We start from the raw sequence: 18216 nt of genomic DNA, 5'->3' as shown, positions 1-18216 counted from the left end.
AATAAAAAAGCAGTTAGCTCAATCTATTCTTAATATTAGAATAATAAGCTAACTACTTTCACTTTAGATCAATGTATTTAAGTTGTTTGGAATTCAAAATATGCAAGATCTTCCTTATGTTTAAGAATATAATGTTCACTTACATTATTTATTTTTTTGATTTAAATTTTTACTATCAGGATAAAATATTTCTTTACAGATGAATAATACGCCAATAATTAATACAATTACCCAAAAGTCGATGTCGATATAGGTATAATGTATGTGCACTATAAAATAAAACAACAATGTAGTTACTGAAAACGTAATTAATTGAAAGGTAAGTCCTTGAAAGTAAAGATTTTCAGGTAATTTTTTTCTAAAATAATCCATTAAATTTTCTACAATGAATAAATTGAAATAGCCTAATACAATATAACTACCGTAATATATCAAGTTATCGTAAAAACTTTTATTATAACCAAAATATGCAAGATGAAAGTAGATTAAAATTCTACTTAATCCGTATAAACCAAATCCTAAAAAAGTTAAAAAAATCGCACCAGAAATAATAAATACAGAAAGCACAATAAGCGTTGTTAATAAATATCTTAAATATTTCATAGCTTACTGTCCTCCCTTTCTTAATCAATCATTGACTATATAAACATATATTTTCTTATATGTGATATGAATGCATTATATATCTTACCATTATAACTTTATATGACCAAACGACAGAAATTCAACCTACTATATTATCATTTGTTATTCATTTTAAACAAAAACACTTAGCAATGTTAAAACATGTTAAGTTAATGTATCTTGTTTTCGATATGTGATGGACCATAATATTATAAGTATAAACAAGATGACAAAGCTCAAAATTACAATGTTATGAATATGCAAACCAATAATTGGAATAGATAACGCATAGACATAGCCCATAATTGTCGATCCGACTGAATTACCCAGGCTCTTAGTCAAAGTGTATAATGACATCATACGCTTCATATTTTTAGGAGAGGTTTCTTCTTGTGTGATAACACTATCTTTAGTATAAACTGTACCAAAGCTTATACCTGCTAATAACAAACTACAAGCAATAAAAATTGGAGAGTTAGTTCCTATAAATACTAAAATGCCACAAAGCATTAAACATGTAAATGCAAATATATATAATGCCTTCCTAGTCATTTTTGCTTCTATTTTATCTAAATTAAAATTCAATACTAGCCACGCAAACGAAATTGGAAAAATAACAAACCCACTTTGTAATGGAGATAAGCCAAGATCTTCTTGTAAATAAATTGGCATATAGAGGTTATAACCCATAAGTATAATTGCATATGCAAAATCAGTAAAAAATATTAAAACAATTGTTTTATTAAATTCTTGCACTGGTATAAAAGGTGTTTTTATTGTCTTTTCATTTCTATATAACACAACACCGACAACCGTAGCTAATATGATTGAAATGATATTTAAATAAATATTGGCTGTATACATCACTGCAAATATTAAAAAGAATACAAAAGTATAAAATAACGATAAGCCTTTTACATCTAATTTAGCACTAGTTGATGTACTTTCATTCTCGAAATGAAATGTAATCACTACAAGTATGATTGCAATAATTGAAATTGGAATATTCACGAAGAATAGCCAATGCCATGTAGCAAACTCTAAAATACCGCCACCTAAAACAGGTCCTATAATACTGGATATCCCCCATACACTTCCAACGATTCCCATGATTTTATAGCGTAAAGGTATCTCAAATGCCAGTTTTGGGACAATTTGGCTTAATGCCATCATGACACCTGCACCCAATCCTTGAATAAAGCGAGAGATGATTAACATGGTAAATGTGTCACTTAGCCCTGAAAATAAACTTCCTATTGTAAATAACATAAGCCCTAATAATGTAATATATATAATTTTAGTACGATCTAACAATTCTCCAACAATCGGGTTTGCAATAACAATTGCAATAAAATACACAGCAAATATCAATGAAATAGATGACGTTACGTTTAAATCATTTTTTATAGTTGGCAATGCTAAGGAAACGATTGAAGTTTCTATTGCAGACATAAACATAATTAATATTAACGCAATAATAATGCCTAATGATTTTATATTCATATATAACTTCCTAACCCTTAAATTTTGTAACAATATCAATATCTACTTAACCATTATTTATTTATAAGTTCAACACATTTTTCAAAAACGCTCTTCAGTGCATACAACATTTAAACATGCCATAAAAAAAGCTGCTAACAATGTCAATGAACATTGTTAACAACTTTAATTATCTTACATAAAATACATGATAGCTACAAAGTGAAATACGGATGCAACTATAATGAAGAAATGCCATATCATATGAAAATACGGACGGTTTTTTTGAGCATAAAACCAAGCTCCTATTGTATAGGCAAGTCCACCAAACAATATAAATAACATAAATAGTAAAGATGAATCAAAAATAATTGTTGGCAAAAATAGTACACCAATCCATCCCATAACTAAATACATAATCAAACTTAACTTATGATTAACATTTTTTGCTAACGATTTGTAAAGAATGCCCCAGATTGTAATGCCCCACAAGACAACCATGCTAGACCAGCCAATCCAACCACCGACCAAAGTAAGACATATCGGTGTATAAGTACCTGCAATCGCGACATAAATCATACTATGATCGATTATTCTTAATATGAATTTATGTGATGATTGATTTGGCATGGCATGATATACCGTTGATGAGATAAACATTAAAAAAATACTTATTACATAAACAGAGACACTAAAGGCACCTAACACACCATATTCAAGAAAACTATGTATCGCTGCATAAGGCAATGCACATAATGCTATAAAAGCAGCCACTCCATGTGATACTGAGTTGCCAATTTCTTCCCCAAAAGTCAGGGGAATAATATCTTTAAATGTTTTAACCAGTTTATTATCTTCAGCTTCTACTGAATGAGACATGAGTGTAACCACCTTTTTATATCATATTCATGCGTTTTAAATCAGCCGTAGCCGTTTCAACACTATCTTTACCTTCTTTATTCTTAAGTGGAGAGAATTCTTCCTCTCTAGGTACCTGTAATGTTACAAAACTATGCGCATATTGGAAGATATCAAAATAAAATAGTTCAAACTTTAATGTCGGTAGTTCAATTACACCAAAGTCTTCATCTAATTGTTTTAAGTTTTTAATCGCTAAATGATATGGTAAGTCGTTATCAACAACATTATTGATAAACGCCAGTTTAAATGAGTGGATTCCAATATTAGCATTGTTAAACTCATTAGCTATTTCTGGATCTAATTCTGAATATTCTAGAACCGTGTCTTTTTGATTCGCATTGACTAACCTACCAACACTTTCCCCATCCTTGGGTTGTATGGACTTAGTAGTGATGTCCATACTTTTCTGAAATGTGTATCCTGCAAATAATGGATCTAATACTTTAACTAACACATTATCAATATTATTTAAGAAAATATATTCGACGCCATTTTCAGTCATTTCATCTAAATAACCTGATTTTGCTAATGATTTAAATACACCACCATTACCGTTTGGCGTTTCAAGAATATTACTATCCACATCCAATACCAGTTTACCCTCCTCTGACAAAGCGACAATATTATCTTGCATAAAGAAGTGTACATGATCTCTGTCGTAACCAAAATAATTTTTCGACTCGAAATATAGTTGTGTTTCTTTATCATTAATTTTACTTGTCATAATATACCAGTCGATATACTGACCTGTTTGTTCTTTTAATGCCAATAATTGTTTCGCTTGAATTTCAAACAAACTCGTATCTTCAATTTCAAATGAACCTTTTGGACCTTTGTAGCCTAACCTTGTCCCTTGACCACCAGCCATTAATAAAACTGCAAATTTGCCTTTTTTAATCGCATCAAGTCCAATTTTTTCATATTGTTCGATTTCATCAACTGTAAATTCGCTTTTCACGTCATATTTGACTTCATTAACAGAAGAAACATCATCAATTACCTTTTTATTCAAGTATAAATCATTATATAAATTTCTAATATCAGCTAAATTTAATGATTCAAGTTTTTCAGATAAGTGTTCTTTCTCATTTGAACTCATTAATTTTTCAAACTCAATGAGATGTTCTTGATTAAACTTTTCTAGTGTTTTCTTATCTAACATGCTCTCTCTCCTTAATATCCCTTTAATCAGATATAATTTATACCTTTTTTATAATATGGATATATCATTTCACTATATGTACTTTATATTATTATGATTCTTAGGACAACCATAATTATAACCAATTCAAGAATAGATTATTAAAAAATGGCTGAAAAATCACATAAATTGCGCCAATGGTCAATGCACTTGCCAATGAGATATCAACTAGCCCACCAGTTTTAAATACAACTAGGAATTTCACATTAATTGGTATCGGATAAAATAACTTAACACCTCTTGGCGTTAGCATATCTAGTATAACATGTGAAAGCAATCCTAGAATAATCGTAACTAAATAGTATGATGACGTTTGTATGACATATAGTAAACAAACAATAATTGCGATGAATAACAATGAATGTGTGAATGTCCTGTGCCCAAATATCATTCTAATGAAAAAACTAATCAGTTTAAATCGTCTTCCTATCTTGCTTTGGGGATGACAAATATCAGGTAATAAACTTGATATGACTGCAAGCGTAATAACTGTGATCGAAGTAAACAAATCTGTATGAAAATATTCTATAGTTAAAGCCCCGACTAATAAGCCGCATGATGCATGTGTTTTACCTGTCATTTTCACTTCTCCTTATCATTAATATTTTAGCATAATCACACGATTAATGCGAACATACTTTCGTAAAAAACATATGAGTATAACCTTTTTTGAAAAAGTATCACACAATCTCTTGAAAACGATTGCAATATATTGTATGATATATCTACAAATTATTTAAAGGATGTGTTCGAGTTATGGCAATGACAGTAAAAAAAGATAACAATGAAGTAAGAATTCAGTGGAGAGTTGCAGATATCAAAATTCCAACAAGTGAAATTAAGAACATTTCACAAGATCAAAATATCCATGAAGTACCAAAACTCGATAGAGATAAAGTTTCGAGAATCGGTTCTACATTTGGAAAAACGAACCGCGTTATCATCGATACTGATGACCATGAATACATTATTTATACGCAAAATGATCAAAAAGTTTATAATGAAGTTACCAAGTAATTCATACAATAACTTCACTTAAATAAAATTAATAAAAAGAGGTATAACAAATGACCTAATGAGATTTTCACTTTGCTATAAATAGCTTGAACCATTTACTGCCTTTCAATTGTAATCTGCTCGCTATTAATAAGCGTTCTCAATTACCTTCTTAAATCAACAATGCTATAATATATTTATATTAATGAAAGAAGGTGCGCAGCATGTACGTTGTAACAAATCGAATCGATGTTAAAAAAGGCTTCGCAGAAAAAATGGCACCAAAGTTTACTCAAGGTGGTAAAATCCAAGAATTAGAAGGTTTCCAAAAAGTTGAAGTTTGGCTTATTGATGATGAAGCAGATTACGATCAAATGTATATCAATACTTGGTGGGATTCTGAAGATGACTTTAAAGGTTGGTTGAAGAGCGATGCTTTCAAAGAAGCACATGAAGGTAAATCAAAAACTAAAAGTGACGATTCACCTATCCTAGGTAATAAAGTAGTTAAAGCAAATGTGATTTCAGAGCTCTCATAACTCTGACGTTATATTAGCGATACCAGTACCGGTAGTTTTTACAGTTCATACATTATATGACAAATTAAAAATAGCCATAAAGTATCTATATTGATAGATTGCTTTATGGCTTTTTGTATGACAATACTTTAGTAATACAATGTGATATTTAATCTGTAAAGGCGCCTATTAATTGAAATATAAATGTGCCATCAATGAAATAATAGGTAACGCAATGATCGTTCTAATTAAGAAAATAACGAAAAGCTTAAAAATACTCACAGGTATCTTTGATCCTAAGATCACACCGCCTACTTCTGATAAGTATATTAATTGAGTAATACTTAATGCACCAACTACAAATAAAGTAATATCATTACCTACACCTTCAATTAAAATAGATGGTAAAAACATATCGGCAAATCCAATTAATACAGTCTCTGAGGCTTGTACAGCTTCAGGAATTTGTAGTAATTCTAAAAATGGTACAAATGGTTTACCAATAATTGAAAATAAAGGCGTATATGTCGCGATAATTGTAGCTAATGTCCCTACACTCATGACTACTGGCAAAATAACGAACCACATATCAATCACTGTTTTAAAACCTGATTTGAAAAATAATCTAAAACCAGGTGCTTTAATACCAGTTTCTGTAGCCATGTCAAATCCATGTCTTAATGGCGTTTTGTTTTCTGGTAGCTGCTCAGTTCTCATTTCCTCAGAAACTTCTTTTGCATATTCATCTTTAATAGATTTTAAAGGCCAAATCCTTGGTAAAATAAATGCACACACTAAACAAGAAATAATAACCGTTAAATAAAAATAGAAGAAATGGTTTTGCATGTGCACAGTTTCTGCAACAACAATTGCAAAGGTAAGAGATACAACACTAAATGTAGTTGCAATCACTGTTGCTTCACGTCTTGAGTAGAATCCTTCTTCATATTGTCTACTTGTAATTAAGACACCTACCGTACCATCACCAATAAAAGATGCTAAATTATCTACTGTAGAACGACCCGGCAATGTGAATAACGGTCTCATAATAGGTCTAAATACTGGTCCTAGTAATTCCAATAATCCATATTCCATAAGCAATGGTAAGAATAGTGCAGCAAAGAAAAATACCGTAACCAACGTCGGTAGTAAACTTTCAAATACAAGACCACCTGTGTCTGCAGAATATATGACTTCAGTGCCGACTTTTAAATATGTAATCCATACAAATACAACTGCTAATATTCTCAAAATGAGCCATCCGATTTTAACATTAAATGCGTTGTACATTAATCCTTCCGGTGCTAATTTATTTTTCAGTACTATAGAACATAATACAGATAAAATGCCTGATAGTGTAATAATAATCACAATAATTAAAGGCATTGCACCTCCGATAGTGTCTTTCAAAAGTCCAGCTAAAAATGCAACAGGTAAAGTTGTTTGTTTTTCACCATCTTCAGTCACGCTTATTGGCATTAAGAATAAAATTATGCCAATTAAAGACATGATAATAAACTTAAGTCGACCACGTACAATCTGGGCTTTACTATATTGATTCACTCTATTCACCCCTTAGGTGTATTAATTTGATTTTATTTTTAAAAACAACAGCTATAATTATAACGTATAATGTATAAATATGTAAATCGGTAATTTTTGTCTATTTACTGTCATTTTAAAAAAGTAGAATCGATTCTATAAGCATAGAATTAATTCTACTTTAAATGAAAGCGATTACTTTTGCAATTTACATCCTATTTCTTTACTTAATTTAAATTAAATTTTTCTTAATAAAAATAAAAAGTATGGTACACCTACAATTGCCACAATCACCCCTACTGGAATATCAAGGGGCGGATGGACGCCTCTTGCAATGCAATCACTGATTGAAAGGAGTAAAGCCCCAATCAACCCTGACATTAGCGTAATATGAATGTGTTTATGACCTACAATTCTTCTTGCAATATGCGGCGCTATCAATCCTAGAAAACTCAATCCACCCACAATTGAAATAGATGCACCGGCTAAAATGACAGCTAATAATAGAAGAATCATTTTAATTTTTTTCACTTTTGTCCCTAATGCCGTTGCAATATCATCACCTAATGACAAAATATCGAGTTGATGACAATAATATAGAATAATCGGAAGTGCGATGATAAACCAAGGCAAAATAACCCAAACATTCATCATACTGTGACCATACAAACTACCTGTTAACCAAACTAATGCCGTATTTGCATCCATTGGATTTCGAATTAATAAATATTGCACAATTGCTGTACAAATCGCACCAATTGCTAAACCTATAAGTGCAAGTTTTGAGCCTTGAACATTAAACTTAGATATCAATACAGTTAATATGATACTAATACACAATGCTCCTGCAAACGAACCAAAAGGTAGTATAAACAACGGTGCAGAAGGAAACAACATAATAATTGTTACAGCAGATAAACTGGCACCTTTTGTAATACCAATAACATCTGGAGACGCTAGGGCATTTCTCACGACACCTTGTATCAATGAGCCAGATATTGCTAAACTACTACCAACAATTATTGCTAGAAACATTCGAGGTATTCTATATTCATTTAAAATAAAATTATCATGATTAAATAAACTTTTAACCGCTTCAATTGGATTCATAAATACAGCACCGATAGACAATGATGCGATTGCAGAAATTATTAACAAAACTGTTACGATGCTATAACGCAAAGTTAATTTACCCATCATAATCTATCGACTCCTTTAATTGTTATTAATAAGAAGTATAGTGCGCCTACAAATGAAGTCACGATACCAACTGGTGATTCAAATGGAAAAGCAATTAATCGACTTAAAACATCAGATAACAATAGTAAATCTGCACCAATCACCATTGTCAGTGGAACCATTAATCTATAATCTGCACGTATATAGTGTTTTACAATATGAGGTACAATTAATCCTACAAATCCAATTGGTCCTGCAATTGAAACGGATGCCCCTGCAAGTACAATGACCAATAAACCAGTGGCTATTCTTACTAATTTAACATTTTGTCCTAAAGACGTAGCTAAATCTTCACCAAGTTCCATGATTGTTAGTTGCTTAGCAATCGCAATGGCCCCTATAAATGCGAGCACAAACCATGGTATGACACCTATAATTTGTGGCCATTGTATTGTAGATAATGAACCCACAAGCCAAAACATTACCGTTGAAGTTGCATCTTCATTTAAAAGGATAATGCCTTGAGTCAAGCTAGAAAAAAATAGATGGATTGCCATACCAGCTAGTGCTAGTTTAACTGGCGTCATGCCCTTAGTGGATCCAGATAGAAAATATACTGTAAGTCCGCCTATAAATGCGCCTACAAATGCAAGTATGGTTGCGTATTCAGATAAAGCAGGTACAATCATAGTGATAAAGACGATAACAAATGAAGCACCGGCATTCACGCCAAAAATTTGAGGTGATGCCAATGGGTTTCTCGTCATTGCCTGCATTAACAGACCTGCTACACCCAGGGCAGCACCAATGAATAAGGCTGCCAACATGCGTGGCATACGCACATTATGTATTAAAAATGTTTGTTTTGTGTCGGTATGATGCCATATGTAATCCATGAAATCGTTAAACGTAATATGCGACGACCCTACACTTAAATTGAAGTATATAATGACAAAAAGCGCACACACACTCACAATAAATGTGAGTGCTGTGCGTTTTTTTGTTTTTTTCTCTATTAATTTGGTTGGGTCAATGCTATTTGATTTAGTCATTTACCTGTCACCCTACTTTTGTTGATTATCCTTTTTTTCCTCTTTAGAAATATCTACTAGTTGCTTAGCAATTTCCTCAGAAGAAATAATGCCACGTGCACGTGCCCATGTATTTCGATCTACTACAGAAACACGATTATTTTTCACTGCATCTAAATCTTGCCAAACTGGATTATTTTCTTGTTTTTTAAGATTTGGATCGTTTTCACCTTTGTCTGCCATAATAAACATACGTCCAGGATTAATATCTGACAATACTTCGGCATTTAATTGTAAGTAAGGTCCTTTTAAGTATTTAGATAAGTTATCTGTTTTTGTTTTATTTAATGCATTATTAAAGCCTAATTCTTTTAATAATTGACCTACGTATGTGTTTTCAGGATGTGCAAGTAATCCTGATTTCGCTACTACTGCAGGTAACACGGGTTGTTTTTTATCCATAGTAATTTCTTTACTATATTTATCCATTAATTCATCGTGTTCTTTAAGTCTTTCTTTACCTTTATCTTCTTTACCGACTGCTTTAGCAATTGTTTTAAAGGCTTCTATATTATCTTTATAATCACTATCAAAGCTTGGTAACATAATCGTTGGTGCAATTTTTTCTAAATCTTTTTGAATACCTTTATGTCTATTCGTATCTGCAATAATGACATCCGGTTTTTGGTTGCTGATTTCTTCTAAGTTCGGTTGTTTACGTGCGCCTACAGATGTATAATCACCAATTTCTTTTCGTATTGGTTCCAAAATTCTATTCTTGTCACCATCATCAGCTACGCCTACTGGTTTCACATTTAAAGCAGCTAATGCATCAACAAATGAGAATTCAAGTGCAACAACACGTTTAGGATCTTTGGCAACTTTAGTAGTACCTCCATCATGTTTAATCGTCACACCATCTTTATTGTCATCACCTTTATCCGATTTACTCGAATCATTATCACTGACACTACCACAGGCAGCCAGTATGACTAGTGTTAAAGTTAAAAACAGGATACCCATAATTTTATAACTATGTTTCATCGTTTTCCCTCCTTAGATATGTATAATTACATATTTAATTCTATTGATAATGATTATCGGTGTCAATAAAAACTTTTAGTCTTTTTATTAAAGCTTAAAAACGATTTGATTTTTCAACATTAAAATTGTTACACAAATTTTCTATGATCTCATCGTGATGATAAGCTTTTTTTAAATTAACCATATACATACTATGGGCTAATGCTTTATAACCTAAACTGAATTGTATTTTATCACCTACTTGATAGTAATCTTGATTCAATAAATCAAGCATGACATGATCACTCGTAGCACCTGCAATGCTTATATGGTGATGTAACGGTTGGATATCTTCAACAGCTGTATCTAAATTTCCTATATCCACAATCGCTTGTAAGTATTGATGTCCGGTAGCAATATTCATTCGAGGTTTAATTTCTACAATTTCCGCTTCTAAGGTTATTGCATTTTGATATAAAGAAGCTATGGATTGATTTGTTGTTGTTTCTACACCTCTAAATAAAGTTTCACCTATTCTTAACTCATTAATTCTGCCAAAATCTCTATAAAGCATTTGGGGAATCATACTCGAATTGCCACCTGAAATAATTGAAAATTTCATATTTGTCTCACGTTCCACTGAATCTACAAATTGATTGATTAAAGCCACATCTTCTTCTGTAGGTATGACTGATTGAAAACACATAAAATTAAACGCAAGACCAACGATGGACACATGGTGCATGTACAAGATTTCATTAATATAATCAATGATGTCATAAGTAAGAATGCCCTCTCGGCCGTCTTTCCAATCTACCATCAACAATATTTTATGTTTCGTACCTTTTTCCCTAGCGATATCATTTAATCGTCGAATCGTTGTTATTTCAGTTTGGATACTGATATCCGTTTGCTGCACGACATCGTTTAATTCGCTTCGACTTGGCGTCCTAATCATCATAAAAGATAGATCTTCATTTTTACTTTTAGTAATGTTCTCAATACGGGCATCTGCAAAGTGTGTCAATCCGATTTCTTTGAGTGTTTCTACAATTCTATTATCACCACCAACACACTTAATTACGGCTGTAAATCGTATATGATTTTGATTAAAAATAGACGATAGCACTTGAGCATTGTATTTTATTTTTGATAAATTTATTTTTACTTGCGCCATACGTTACACCTCTTTATATATCGGATTCCTCAAATCTATTGTTACATATTGTTTCACTTTGCTTTCCATTCTCATTCTTAATAAAGCTTTAACAGTAATTGTCGGCCCAAATAGCACATTTCTTAATTTTTGGGCATGTGGTTTATGGGGATCAATTGCTTGTTCTACAATTTCACTTACAATCTCAAATAGCTGTGTTTCTTCAACCCCATCATATTGAGAAAAATGATGAATCAGTTCCGCAATTTGATTTTGAATTACAGCATGTTGAAATTTAGCAATGACTGATTCTATATTTTCTGCTATTAAACTTTTATTTGTAAGCGTGATATTGGGCAATTTTTGTTGTAATGTTGATAAATCAATTCTTGAACCACCTAAATCTCTAATAATAAATTGCATTTGATAATTAGGACCTAAATTAACAATTGTATTTTGCATATGTGCTTCTAACGCAATACCATAATCTTGTATATAGGCTACTAAAGGATCAATCAATGTTTTGGTATAAACACTGAGAAATTTCTTAATCGTATCCTCTGTAATTTCATCATTAATCCAATTCAAATAACTATCTACTGTTATTTGGTTATCAACTGGATTTCTATTGACTAAACTCGCTGTCACTATAGTTGTACCATTATCAGCCAAATAGGGTTGATGTCTGACAATACAAGCCAAATGACGTGCAATATCAGGCTCCGTCTTAGCATGAATACCAAACGGCTCCATAGAAACATGCAGTTGAGGATATATATCTAGCATATCCTGTAATTCATAACTGAGTTTAGGCCCATCTACCGTTGTCACACTAGACACTGTACGTACTGCACTTGTGGTTTGTACATCAACTGGTAACTTGATATGGTAAGGTTTCCCTATTAATTGCATCGTTCTAAATGATAGTGTTGCTTTTGCTTCAACTTCAAAAGGTGTTGGTAATAAATACTTAGATTCAATCCATTCTGCAAATTGATGCGGAATAACCTTTTCATACTGCCAAGGGTGTACAAACATTAAACTATAATCATTTAATTCCAAGTCGTGAACATCCAAGAAGGCTTTTAATTTATAACGATATTCAGGAACAATCTCATCTAAAATGAAGTCCGTATCGTTTTCCATAGATGTTATGACACAATGTTGTTTATGTATAAGCATGATTGGCAAACCAATTATTTTTTCAAATTCTGGTGCATATTGTTTAATCTCTGCTTCTGATAAAGGTAACTTCGTCTTTGATAAAGGGTGTGTTGGATGACCTTCGATGACAAGACTTTCTGAATAACTTAAGTCATTAATTTGTTCAGTATCTGCCATATGTTGAAGCCATGAAAAGAAATTAATTGTTTCAGGCATTTTTGAAAATTTAAGTGTTGCATGAATTAGCGATTGTCTATGATTAAAGTGTTCATACGTTAATGCGAACCCTTCTCTACTGGATAGCAATTCTTCAGTTAATCTTTGACTAATTGGAATATCAAAATGAGTATCCAGTACAGTTAAAAGTTGTTCTAATGAAGCAATCTCAGTCTCTACTTTACTTTTGATATAGGAGATAGCACCATAAAATTCATATCTTTCCATAGCACTTTTTCTAGATTTTTGTAATTTCAACACTTGGCCATGAATTTGCAATTCAACAAAATGCTCATACTCGTTAAAAAACATGTTTTCAGGAAAAATTTGTTCTTTAATAATTGCATTAAAAATACGATATTGTACATTTCTATCTGCTAACTGCCACGTTTGATGCATCATACAATACTGCCTCCATTTTTTCTTTGTCTACTAATCACACTAAATACGAATGCGATGATAAATGTACTTATACCCATGATGACGAAAGTTTCAATAATCCCGATAAATTCTGCCAAGAAACTCATGACCATTGCGCCTAAAGGAATCATCCCTCTGTCCATCATTACGACGCTGAGTATTTTACCTCTATGTTCTGCTTTCACTCTATGTTGGAAGTAAATTCTATTTGTAGTGCGTGCCCATTGGCTAAAAAGACCTATAAAGAATATAGATGTAAATAACAACCAAATTTGACTGCTAATTGTACAAAGCAGTGATACTCCGAATAAAATCGAACTCACGTAATACATTTTCACCATTGATACTTTCTCTAAAATATTAGGTAAAATCATGGTTGCAATAATACCACCTATCGCACAACACGTCATAGCACTCCCAAAAATAGTCACTTGGTTGGGAAATGTTTTATCCGTTAATACTGGTAATAACGTTGTATAGGTAAATCCAGTTGCCATAATCAATAATGACGTCACAAAGATTCTAGATCCTTCTAAATTTTCTTTAAAATATGTCATCACATATTTTATGCTTACATCTGTATTTTCCTTAGCTATTATATGCTCACTAAAGTTCAATGGCAAACAAAGTATGAGTGATACAAGATAGCAAAACGCTTGAACGCCAAAACTTATTTCTGCATTGTAAGTAGCCATGATAAAACCTGCGATGGCGGGTCCAATCGATCTACAAATATTAATAATAAATGAGTGATAAGCAACAGCCTGAGTCGTCGTTAATCTTTGAGTTAAATCTGGTAGCACTGCTTGACGTACTGGTGTTTCTATAGCGCTCATTATTCCCCGCCCAAGCGCATAAATTAAAAATACAACAATAGGTAGTTTTGCATGTTGAAATGTTAAAATACATAGTATAGTAGTTAATATGCAAGACGCTGATACAGTTATTTTTAAAAGATTACCTTTTTCATATTTATCTGCCAAACTGCCCGCCCATACACTTATGAGCAAAATGGGTACGAGTCGGAAAAAATTAATTAATCCGAGATAAATTGCGTTATGATATAAAGTAAATACATACCAATTCAGCGTAATTTGTCCAATCCAGTTCCCTAAAAACAGTAAGAATGAACTTGGAAAAAAATACTTTGCCATGTAATTCCTCCTGTTTTTAATTGATAATAATTATCATTATCGATAATATGGATTATACAAATATCTTATACGTTTGTAAAATAATTTTTTTAGAGGTGCATTATGAATTCCAAAATAAACGACAACAATTTAATTAATAAACTTACTAATGATGAACAATATGCGCTGTCTTATATACAATCTGTAAACCCTACTTGGGCAGAGGCATTTAATTCTATATTAATAGAAAGTCGAGATAAAATTTCACAAAGATTGATAACTTCAATGCATCGGGAGAATTTAGTTAATTGCCGAGATTACAGTGAAATCATTGATACTAAACAGTTATCTTTCACAATAGCCACACCACATACGAAAGTATTAACAATTTCATTCCCACATGCACAAATAAAGTTATATGCACCTATTTTAGGACAACATGCCTTCGACAGAATTAATGTGACAGGGCCATTTTATTTTGAACAAAATAATGAATATCATCGTATATTACATCCAAGTGAAATATTATCGTGTATTTTATTAGAAGCACCTCACTTAGATAATGAGGCAAGTATGCAGTTCAAAGAAGATATGGATAATAGCGTAGCTAATATGGCCATAGCATTAAGTTATCAGGCGTATACACTGACTGATGATAGCGAACCATTGTGTGAACTCATTTACGCATCGGCCGATCCGTATTTAAGGTCTGAGCAAGCAGTTGTCGAAGGTCATCCATTACATCCAGGTGCCAAATTACGTAAAGGTATGACACCTGAAACTGCAATTGCTTATTCTTCTGAATTTGCAAATAACATCAAATTGCAATTTATATTAATTCATAAAAATATCGCTAAAACACATGCTTTAAATAATAATTATAATGACTTAGTCTACAATTGCTTTGATGGTTTACATGATTCAGCAGTTAAAATACTCAGTAATGACAAAGTTGATAATTACTACGCGATGGCTGTACATCCATGGCAATATGATGAAATTTTAAAACAAGATTATATTCAAGAACTTGAAAAAGGACTCATTATCCCTGTTGACTACGAATTAGATTATTTTGCAGGTTTATCATTTAGAACGCTGATGCCTGAATTACCAGAAACATTACCACATATCAAGTTATCCACTAATGTTCACATTACTGGTGAAATTCGTACTTTATCTGAACAGACAACAATTAATGGGCCACAAGTTACAAGAATATTAAATAATATTAAAAGCACAGATAGTCTCTTTAAAAATATTAAGGCAGATACGATTGATGAGCTCGCAGGTATACATTTTTATAATCCGCAAGACGCCGAATCGATACAAACCATTAAAAGTGAACAATTAGGTACACTATTTCGTGAAAACATTTATAAATCTATTCAAAGCAATACCATACCGATGATTCCATCAAGTCTTGTTGCTAACTATATCAATAATAGTGAAACACCTATATGGACATTAATTAAAAAATACAAAAAAGCACATCAATTCGAGAGTTATGATGAGGCGAGTATCCAATGGATGCAATCGTATGCTCAAGCATTAATAGATTTAGCATTACCGTTATATGTAAAATATGGCATCGCTTTAGAAGCTCACTTACAAAATTCAATTGCGACATTTAAACATGATGGTTCTATAGATAAGCTCTATATTAGGGATTTTGAGGGATTACGTATTGATGAGTACTATCTAAATAGCATGGGTTATTCTACCGATACATTTCATGAAAAGTCATTAATATTAACTGATCAATCTCAAACCGTATTTAACAAAGTCTTCTATTCAAGTATCCAAAATCATCTCGGTGAACTCATCGTATCCATAGCTCAGGCTAGTGAAAGTAAAGACTTGGAGACTTCAATTTGGTCTATGATTAGCAATATGCTTCATGAAAAACTTCAAGTAATCTCACAAACTATGGATAATACGACTAGAATCAAATCAATTGAATCCATTTTATTTGCTTCGAAAATTGATTATAAATGTGTAACGACAATGAGATTAGAAGATGAAGCAGACTATTATACGTACATCAAAGTCGATAACCCACTTTACCGTCCGCTAGATTAAAGTAAAAATAGATTGAATGAATGCGTTTATATTAATTTTAAATACGAAAAAAGTACCGATAAAGCCTAGGCTTTATCGGTACTTTTATTAGATTCTCAATTAATTATTGTAAACCTTTGTCCTCATTGTTTGAGCTTTGGCTTTTTTCATTTTTTTGAGACCATTCTTTTTTAGTCATTACATCTTCAACGCGCATGTTAACTTCAACTACGTCAAGACCAGTAATATATTTAACTTGTTCTTTAACTAAGTCAGTTACTTTACGGAAGATTTTTGGAGCTGATTCGCCATATTCTAAAACAACTTTTAAGTCAACAGCAGCTTGTTTTTCACCAACTTCAACACTAACGCCTTGTGATACATTGTTGTTGCTACCGAATGAGCTAGAAATGTTGTCGACAAATCCGCCTTTCATTTCTAAAATACCACTAACTTCACGTGCTGCAATACCAGCAATTTTTTCAATTACTTCATCAGAAAATGATAATTTATTAGTGAACTCAGGTTGTTGATTTTGTTGCTCTTGTCTTTGTTCTTGTTCTTTCTCATTTACACCTGTTTGGTTGTCATAAGCTTGTTTAGCTTTGTTGTTATCTACTGCCATAATACATTCTCCTTTGTCAAATAAAATTTATTTTATAAATACTTAATAATCACTACTACTTTGTTAAATAAAATTTATTTTATAAATACTTAATAATCACTACTACTTTGTTACATCATTTTAATCGATTAACTCCATCGATTAAGGAAATTTAAAAAGTCTTGCTTACGGTCTTTAGTATACCCGATTCCTATTCCAATCAAACATAATACTAAAATTAAAATTGTACTCCAAAAACCTAAAGTTAGGAATAAAATCGCAATGATTAAGAATGCCAAGAAGCCGATAATTCTCCATTTAAAAGTTTTGAAAAAATCAACCACTTCTTGTGTAGAATCTTGTCCATTTTGGTTATTATTGTTAGCCATGATAACCCTCCCTTACAACACACGTTTGCCTGAAGTTTTTTGATCTCTAACGTTAACCTCTAATTTAGAAACAGGTAGTTCTGTAAAATGCTCAACATTTTGCTTGATGTCATTTCTAATTTCTTCTGTTAAAGATTTAACCTGAACATCGCCAGGAACAAAGAAATCTGCTTTTAAAGCAATGTGAGATTTCTTCTTCTTGTTATAAAGTTTAGCAATGACGTTTGGTTGACGTATTTGATCATATTGTGTAAGTGTATCGTAAGCTGATTTTTCAACCGCTTTTCTAGACACATAAATATGACCATCTTCAAAATCTTTATAAAGTCCAGGTTTTCTATACGTAGGTTTAAACAAGCTGAATACTAAAATGAGACCAATAATAATAAGTAATGCGGCTAATCCAATAAGTGTTGGTTCAAACCAGTTAAACTGAGTAAAATAATCTTGATACTGAGTTATTCTGGAATCTTTAATATACATAAAGAGTAAAAAGCCAACAATTACTACGATTAAAAGGCCAAGGATAAAATTCTTAAGTCGTTTCACCTCGTATGAC

General features: G+C 31.9%; 18 protein-coding genes. 3 read left to right on the top strand and 15 right to left on the bottom strand.

Going from position 1 to position 18216, the window contains the following annotated elements; all coding sequences use genetic code 11:
• Positions 1-144 precede the first annotated feature (144 nt).
• From SSP_RS03505 to SSP_RS03485, 5 genes are all read right to left on the bottom strand, one after another.
• Positions 145-603 carry a SepA family multidrug efflux transporter gene (locus tag SSP_RS03505; RefSeq protein WP_011302632.1) on the bottom strand — a complete coding sequence of 153 codons (459 nt, stop codon included), beginning with the start codon at positions 601-603 and terminating at the stop codon, positions 145-147.
• Between the two features lie 186 nt (positions 604-789).
• Positions 790-2127, bottom strand: a complete 1338-nt coding sequence (gene sdrM / locus SSP_RS03500) for a multidrug efflux MFS transporter SdrM (protein ID WP_002482666.1) — start codon at positions 2125-2127, stop codon at positions 790-792.
• 174 nt (positions 2128-2301) lie between these two features.
• Positions 2302-2985 (bottom strand): PAQR family membrane homeostasis protein TrhA, encoded by a 684-nt coding sequence (locus tag SSP_RS03495; protein WP_011302631.1) that lies wholly within the window; start codon positions 2983-2985, stop codon positions 2302-2304.
• Between the two features lie 16 nt (positions 2986-3001).
• Complete coding sequence (locus SSP_RS03490) at positions 3002-4189, bottom strand: UTP--glucose-1-phosphate uridylyltransferase (RefSeq protein WP_011302630.1); 1188 nt, start codon at positions 4187-4189, stop codon at positions 3002-3004.
• 115 nt (positions 4190-4304) lie between these two features.
• Positions 4305-4808 carry a metal-dependent hydrolase gene (locus SSP_RS03485; RefSeq protein WP_011302629.1) on the bottom strand — a complete coding sequence of 168 codons (504 nt, stop codon included), beginning with the start codon at positions 4806-4808 and terminating at the stop codon, positions 4305-4307.
• A 176-nt stretch (positions 4809-4984) separates the two neighbouring features.
• Between SSP_RS03485 and SSP_RS03480 the strand changes: the two genes are divergently transcribed.
• A complete protein-coding gene (locus SSP_RS03480; protein WP_002482662.1) occupies positions 4985-5245 on the top strand; it encodes a hypothetical protein in 261 nt (86 codons plus the stop codon).
• A gap of 203 nt (positions 5246-5448) precedes the next feature.
• Positions 5449-5763: a heme oxygenase gene (locus SSP_RS03475; protein ID WP_011302628.1), complete on the top strand. Its 315-nt coding sequence runs from the start codon at positions 5449-5451 to the stop codon at positions 5761-5763.
• A gap of 168 nt (positions 5764-5931) precedes the next feature.
• Here the strand turns inward: SSP_RS03475 and SSP_RS03470 are convergent, their stop codons facing one another.
• The 7 genes from SSP_RS03470 to SSP_RS03440 all read right to left on the bottom strand — a co-directional run bounded on the left by SSP_RS03470 (position 5932) and on the right by SSP_RS03440 (position 14627).
• Positions 5932-7305: a YjiH family protein gene (locus tag SSP_RS03470; RefSeq protein ID WP_011302627.1), complete on the bottom strand. Its 1374-nt coding sequence runs from the start codon at positions 7303-7305 to the stop codon at positions 5932-5934.
• 216 nt (positions 7306-7521) lie between these two features.
• A complete protein-coding gene (locus SSP_RS03465) occupies positions 7522-8484 on the bottom strand; it encodes a FecCD family ABC transporter permease (protein ID WP_011302626.1) in 963 nt (320 codons plus the stop codon).
• Positions 8481-9515, bottom strand: a complete 1035-nt coding sequence (locus tag SSP_RS03460; protein WP_011302625.1) for a FecCD family ABC transporter permease — start codon at positions 9513-9515, stop codon at positions 8481-8483. Before SSP_RS03460 ends, SSP_RS03465 begins: the two co-directional genes overlap by 4 nt.
• Before the next feature lie 12 nt (positions 9516-9527).
• Positions 9528-10538 (bottom strand): ABC transporter substrate-binding protein, encoded by a 1011-nt coding sequence (locus SSP_RS03455; RefSeq protein ID WP_011302624.1) that lies wholly within the window; start codon positions 10536-10538, stop codon positions 9528-9530.
• A gap of 94 nt (positions 10539-10632) precedes the next feature.
• A complete protein-coding gene (locus SSP_RS03450; protein WP_011302623.1) occupies positions 10633-11694 on the bottom strand; it encodes an alanine/ornithine racemase family PLP-dependent enzyme in 1062 nt (353 codons plus the stop codon).
• A 3-nt stretch (positions 11695-11697) separates the two neighbouring features.
• Positions 11698-13455 carry an IucA/IucC family protein gene (locus SSP_RS03445; RefSeq protein WP_011302622.1) on the bottom strand — a complete coding sequence of 586 codons (1758 nt, stop codon included), beginning with the start codon at positions 13453-13455 and terminating at the stop codon, positions 11698-11700.
• On the bottom strand, positions 13452-14627 hold the full coding sequence (locus tag SSP_RS03440) for an MFS transporter (protein WP_011302621.1): 1176 nt from the start codon (positions 14625-14627) through the stop codon (positions 13452-13454). The genes SSP_RS03445 and SSP_RS03440 overlap by 4 nt, the downstream gene beginning before the upstream one ends.
• A gap of 102 nt (positions 14628-14729) precedes the next feature.
• Between SSP_RS03440 and SSP_RS03435 the strand changes: the two genes are divergently transcribed.
• Positions 14730-16685: an IucA/IucC family protein gene (locus SSP_RS03435; RefSeq protein WP_011302620.1), complete on the top strand. Its 1956-nt coding sequence runs from the start codon at positions 14730-14732 to the stop codon at positions 16683-16685.
• A gap of 103 nt (positions 16686-16788) precedes the next feature.
• Here the strand turns inward: SSP_RS03435 and SSP_RS03430 are convergent, their stop codons facing one another.
• The 3 genes from SSP_RS03430 to amaP form a co-directional block, all read right to left on the bottom strand.
• Positions 16789-17289, bottom strand: coding sequence for an Asp23/Gls24 family envelope stress response protein (locus SSP_RS03430; protein WP_011302619.1), 501 nt, complete (start codon positions 17287-17289; stop codon positions 16789-16791).
• 128 nt (positions 17290-17417) lie between these two features.
• Positions 17418-17657: a DUF2273 domain-containing protein gene (locus SSP_RS03425; protein WP_011302618.1), complete on the bottom strand. Its 240-nt coding sequence runs from the start codon at positions 17655-17657 to the stop codon at positions 17418-17420.
• Between the two features lie 12 nt (positions 17658-17669).
• The gene (amaP, locus tag SSP_RS03420; protein WP_011302617.1) at positions 17670-18206 is read right to left on the bottom strand and encodes an alkaline shock response membrane anchor protein AmaP; all 537 of its coding nucleotides are present in this window, start codon (positions 18204-18206) and stop codon (positions 17670-17672) included.
• Positions 18207-18216 lie beyond the last annotated feature (10 nt).

The organism is Staphylococcus saprophyticus subsp. saprophyticus ATCC 15305 = NCTC 7292, assembly GCF_000010125.1.
In the GTDB taxonomy this organism is placed as follows: Bacteria; Bacillota; Bacilli; order Staphylococcales; family Staphylococcaceae; genus Staphylococcus; species Staphylococcus saprophyticus.
Note: the sequence above shows the minus strand (reverse complement) of the source record. Positions and strands in the feature narration are given on the sequence as shown.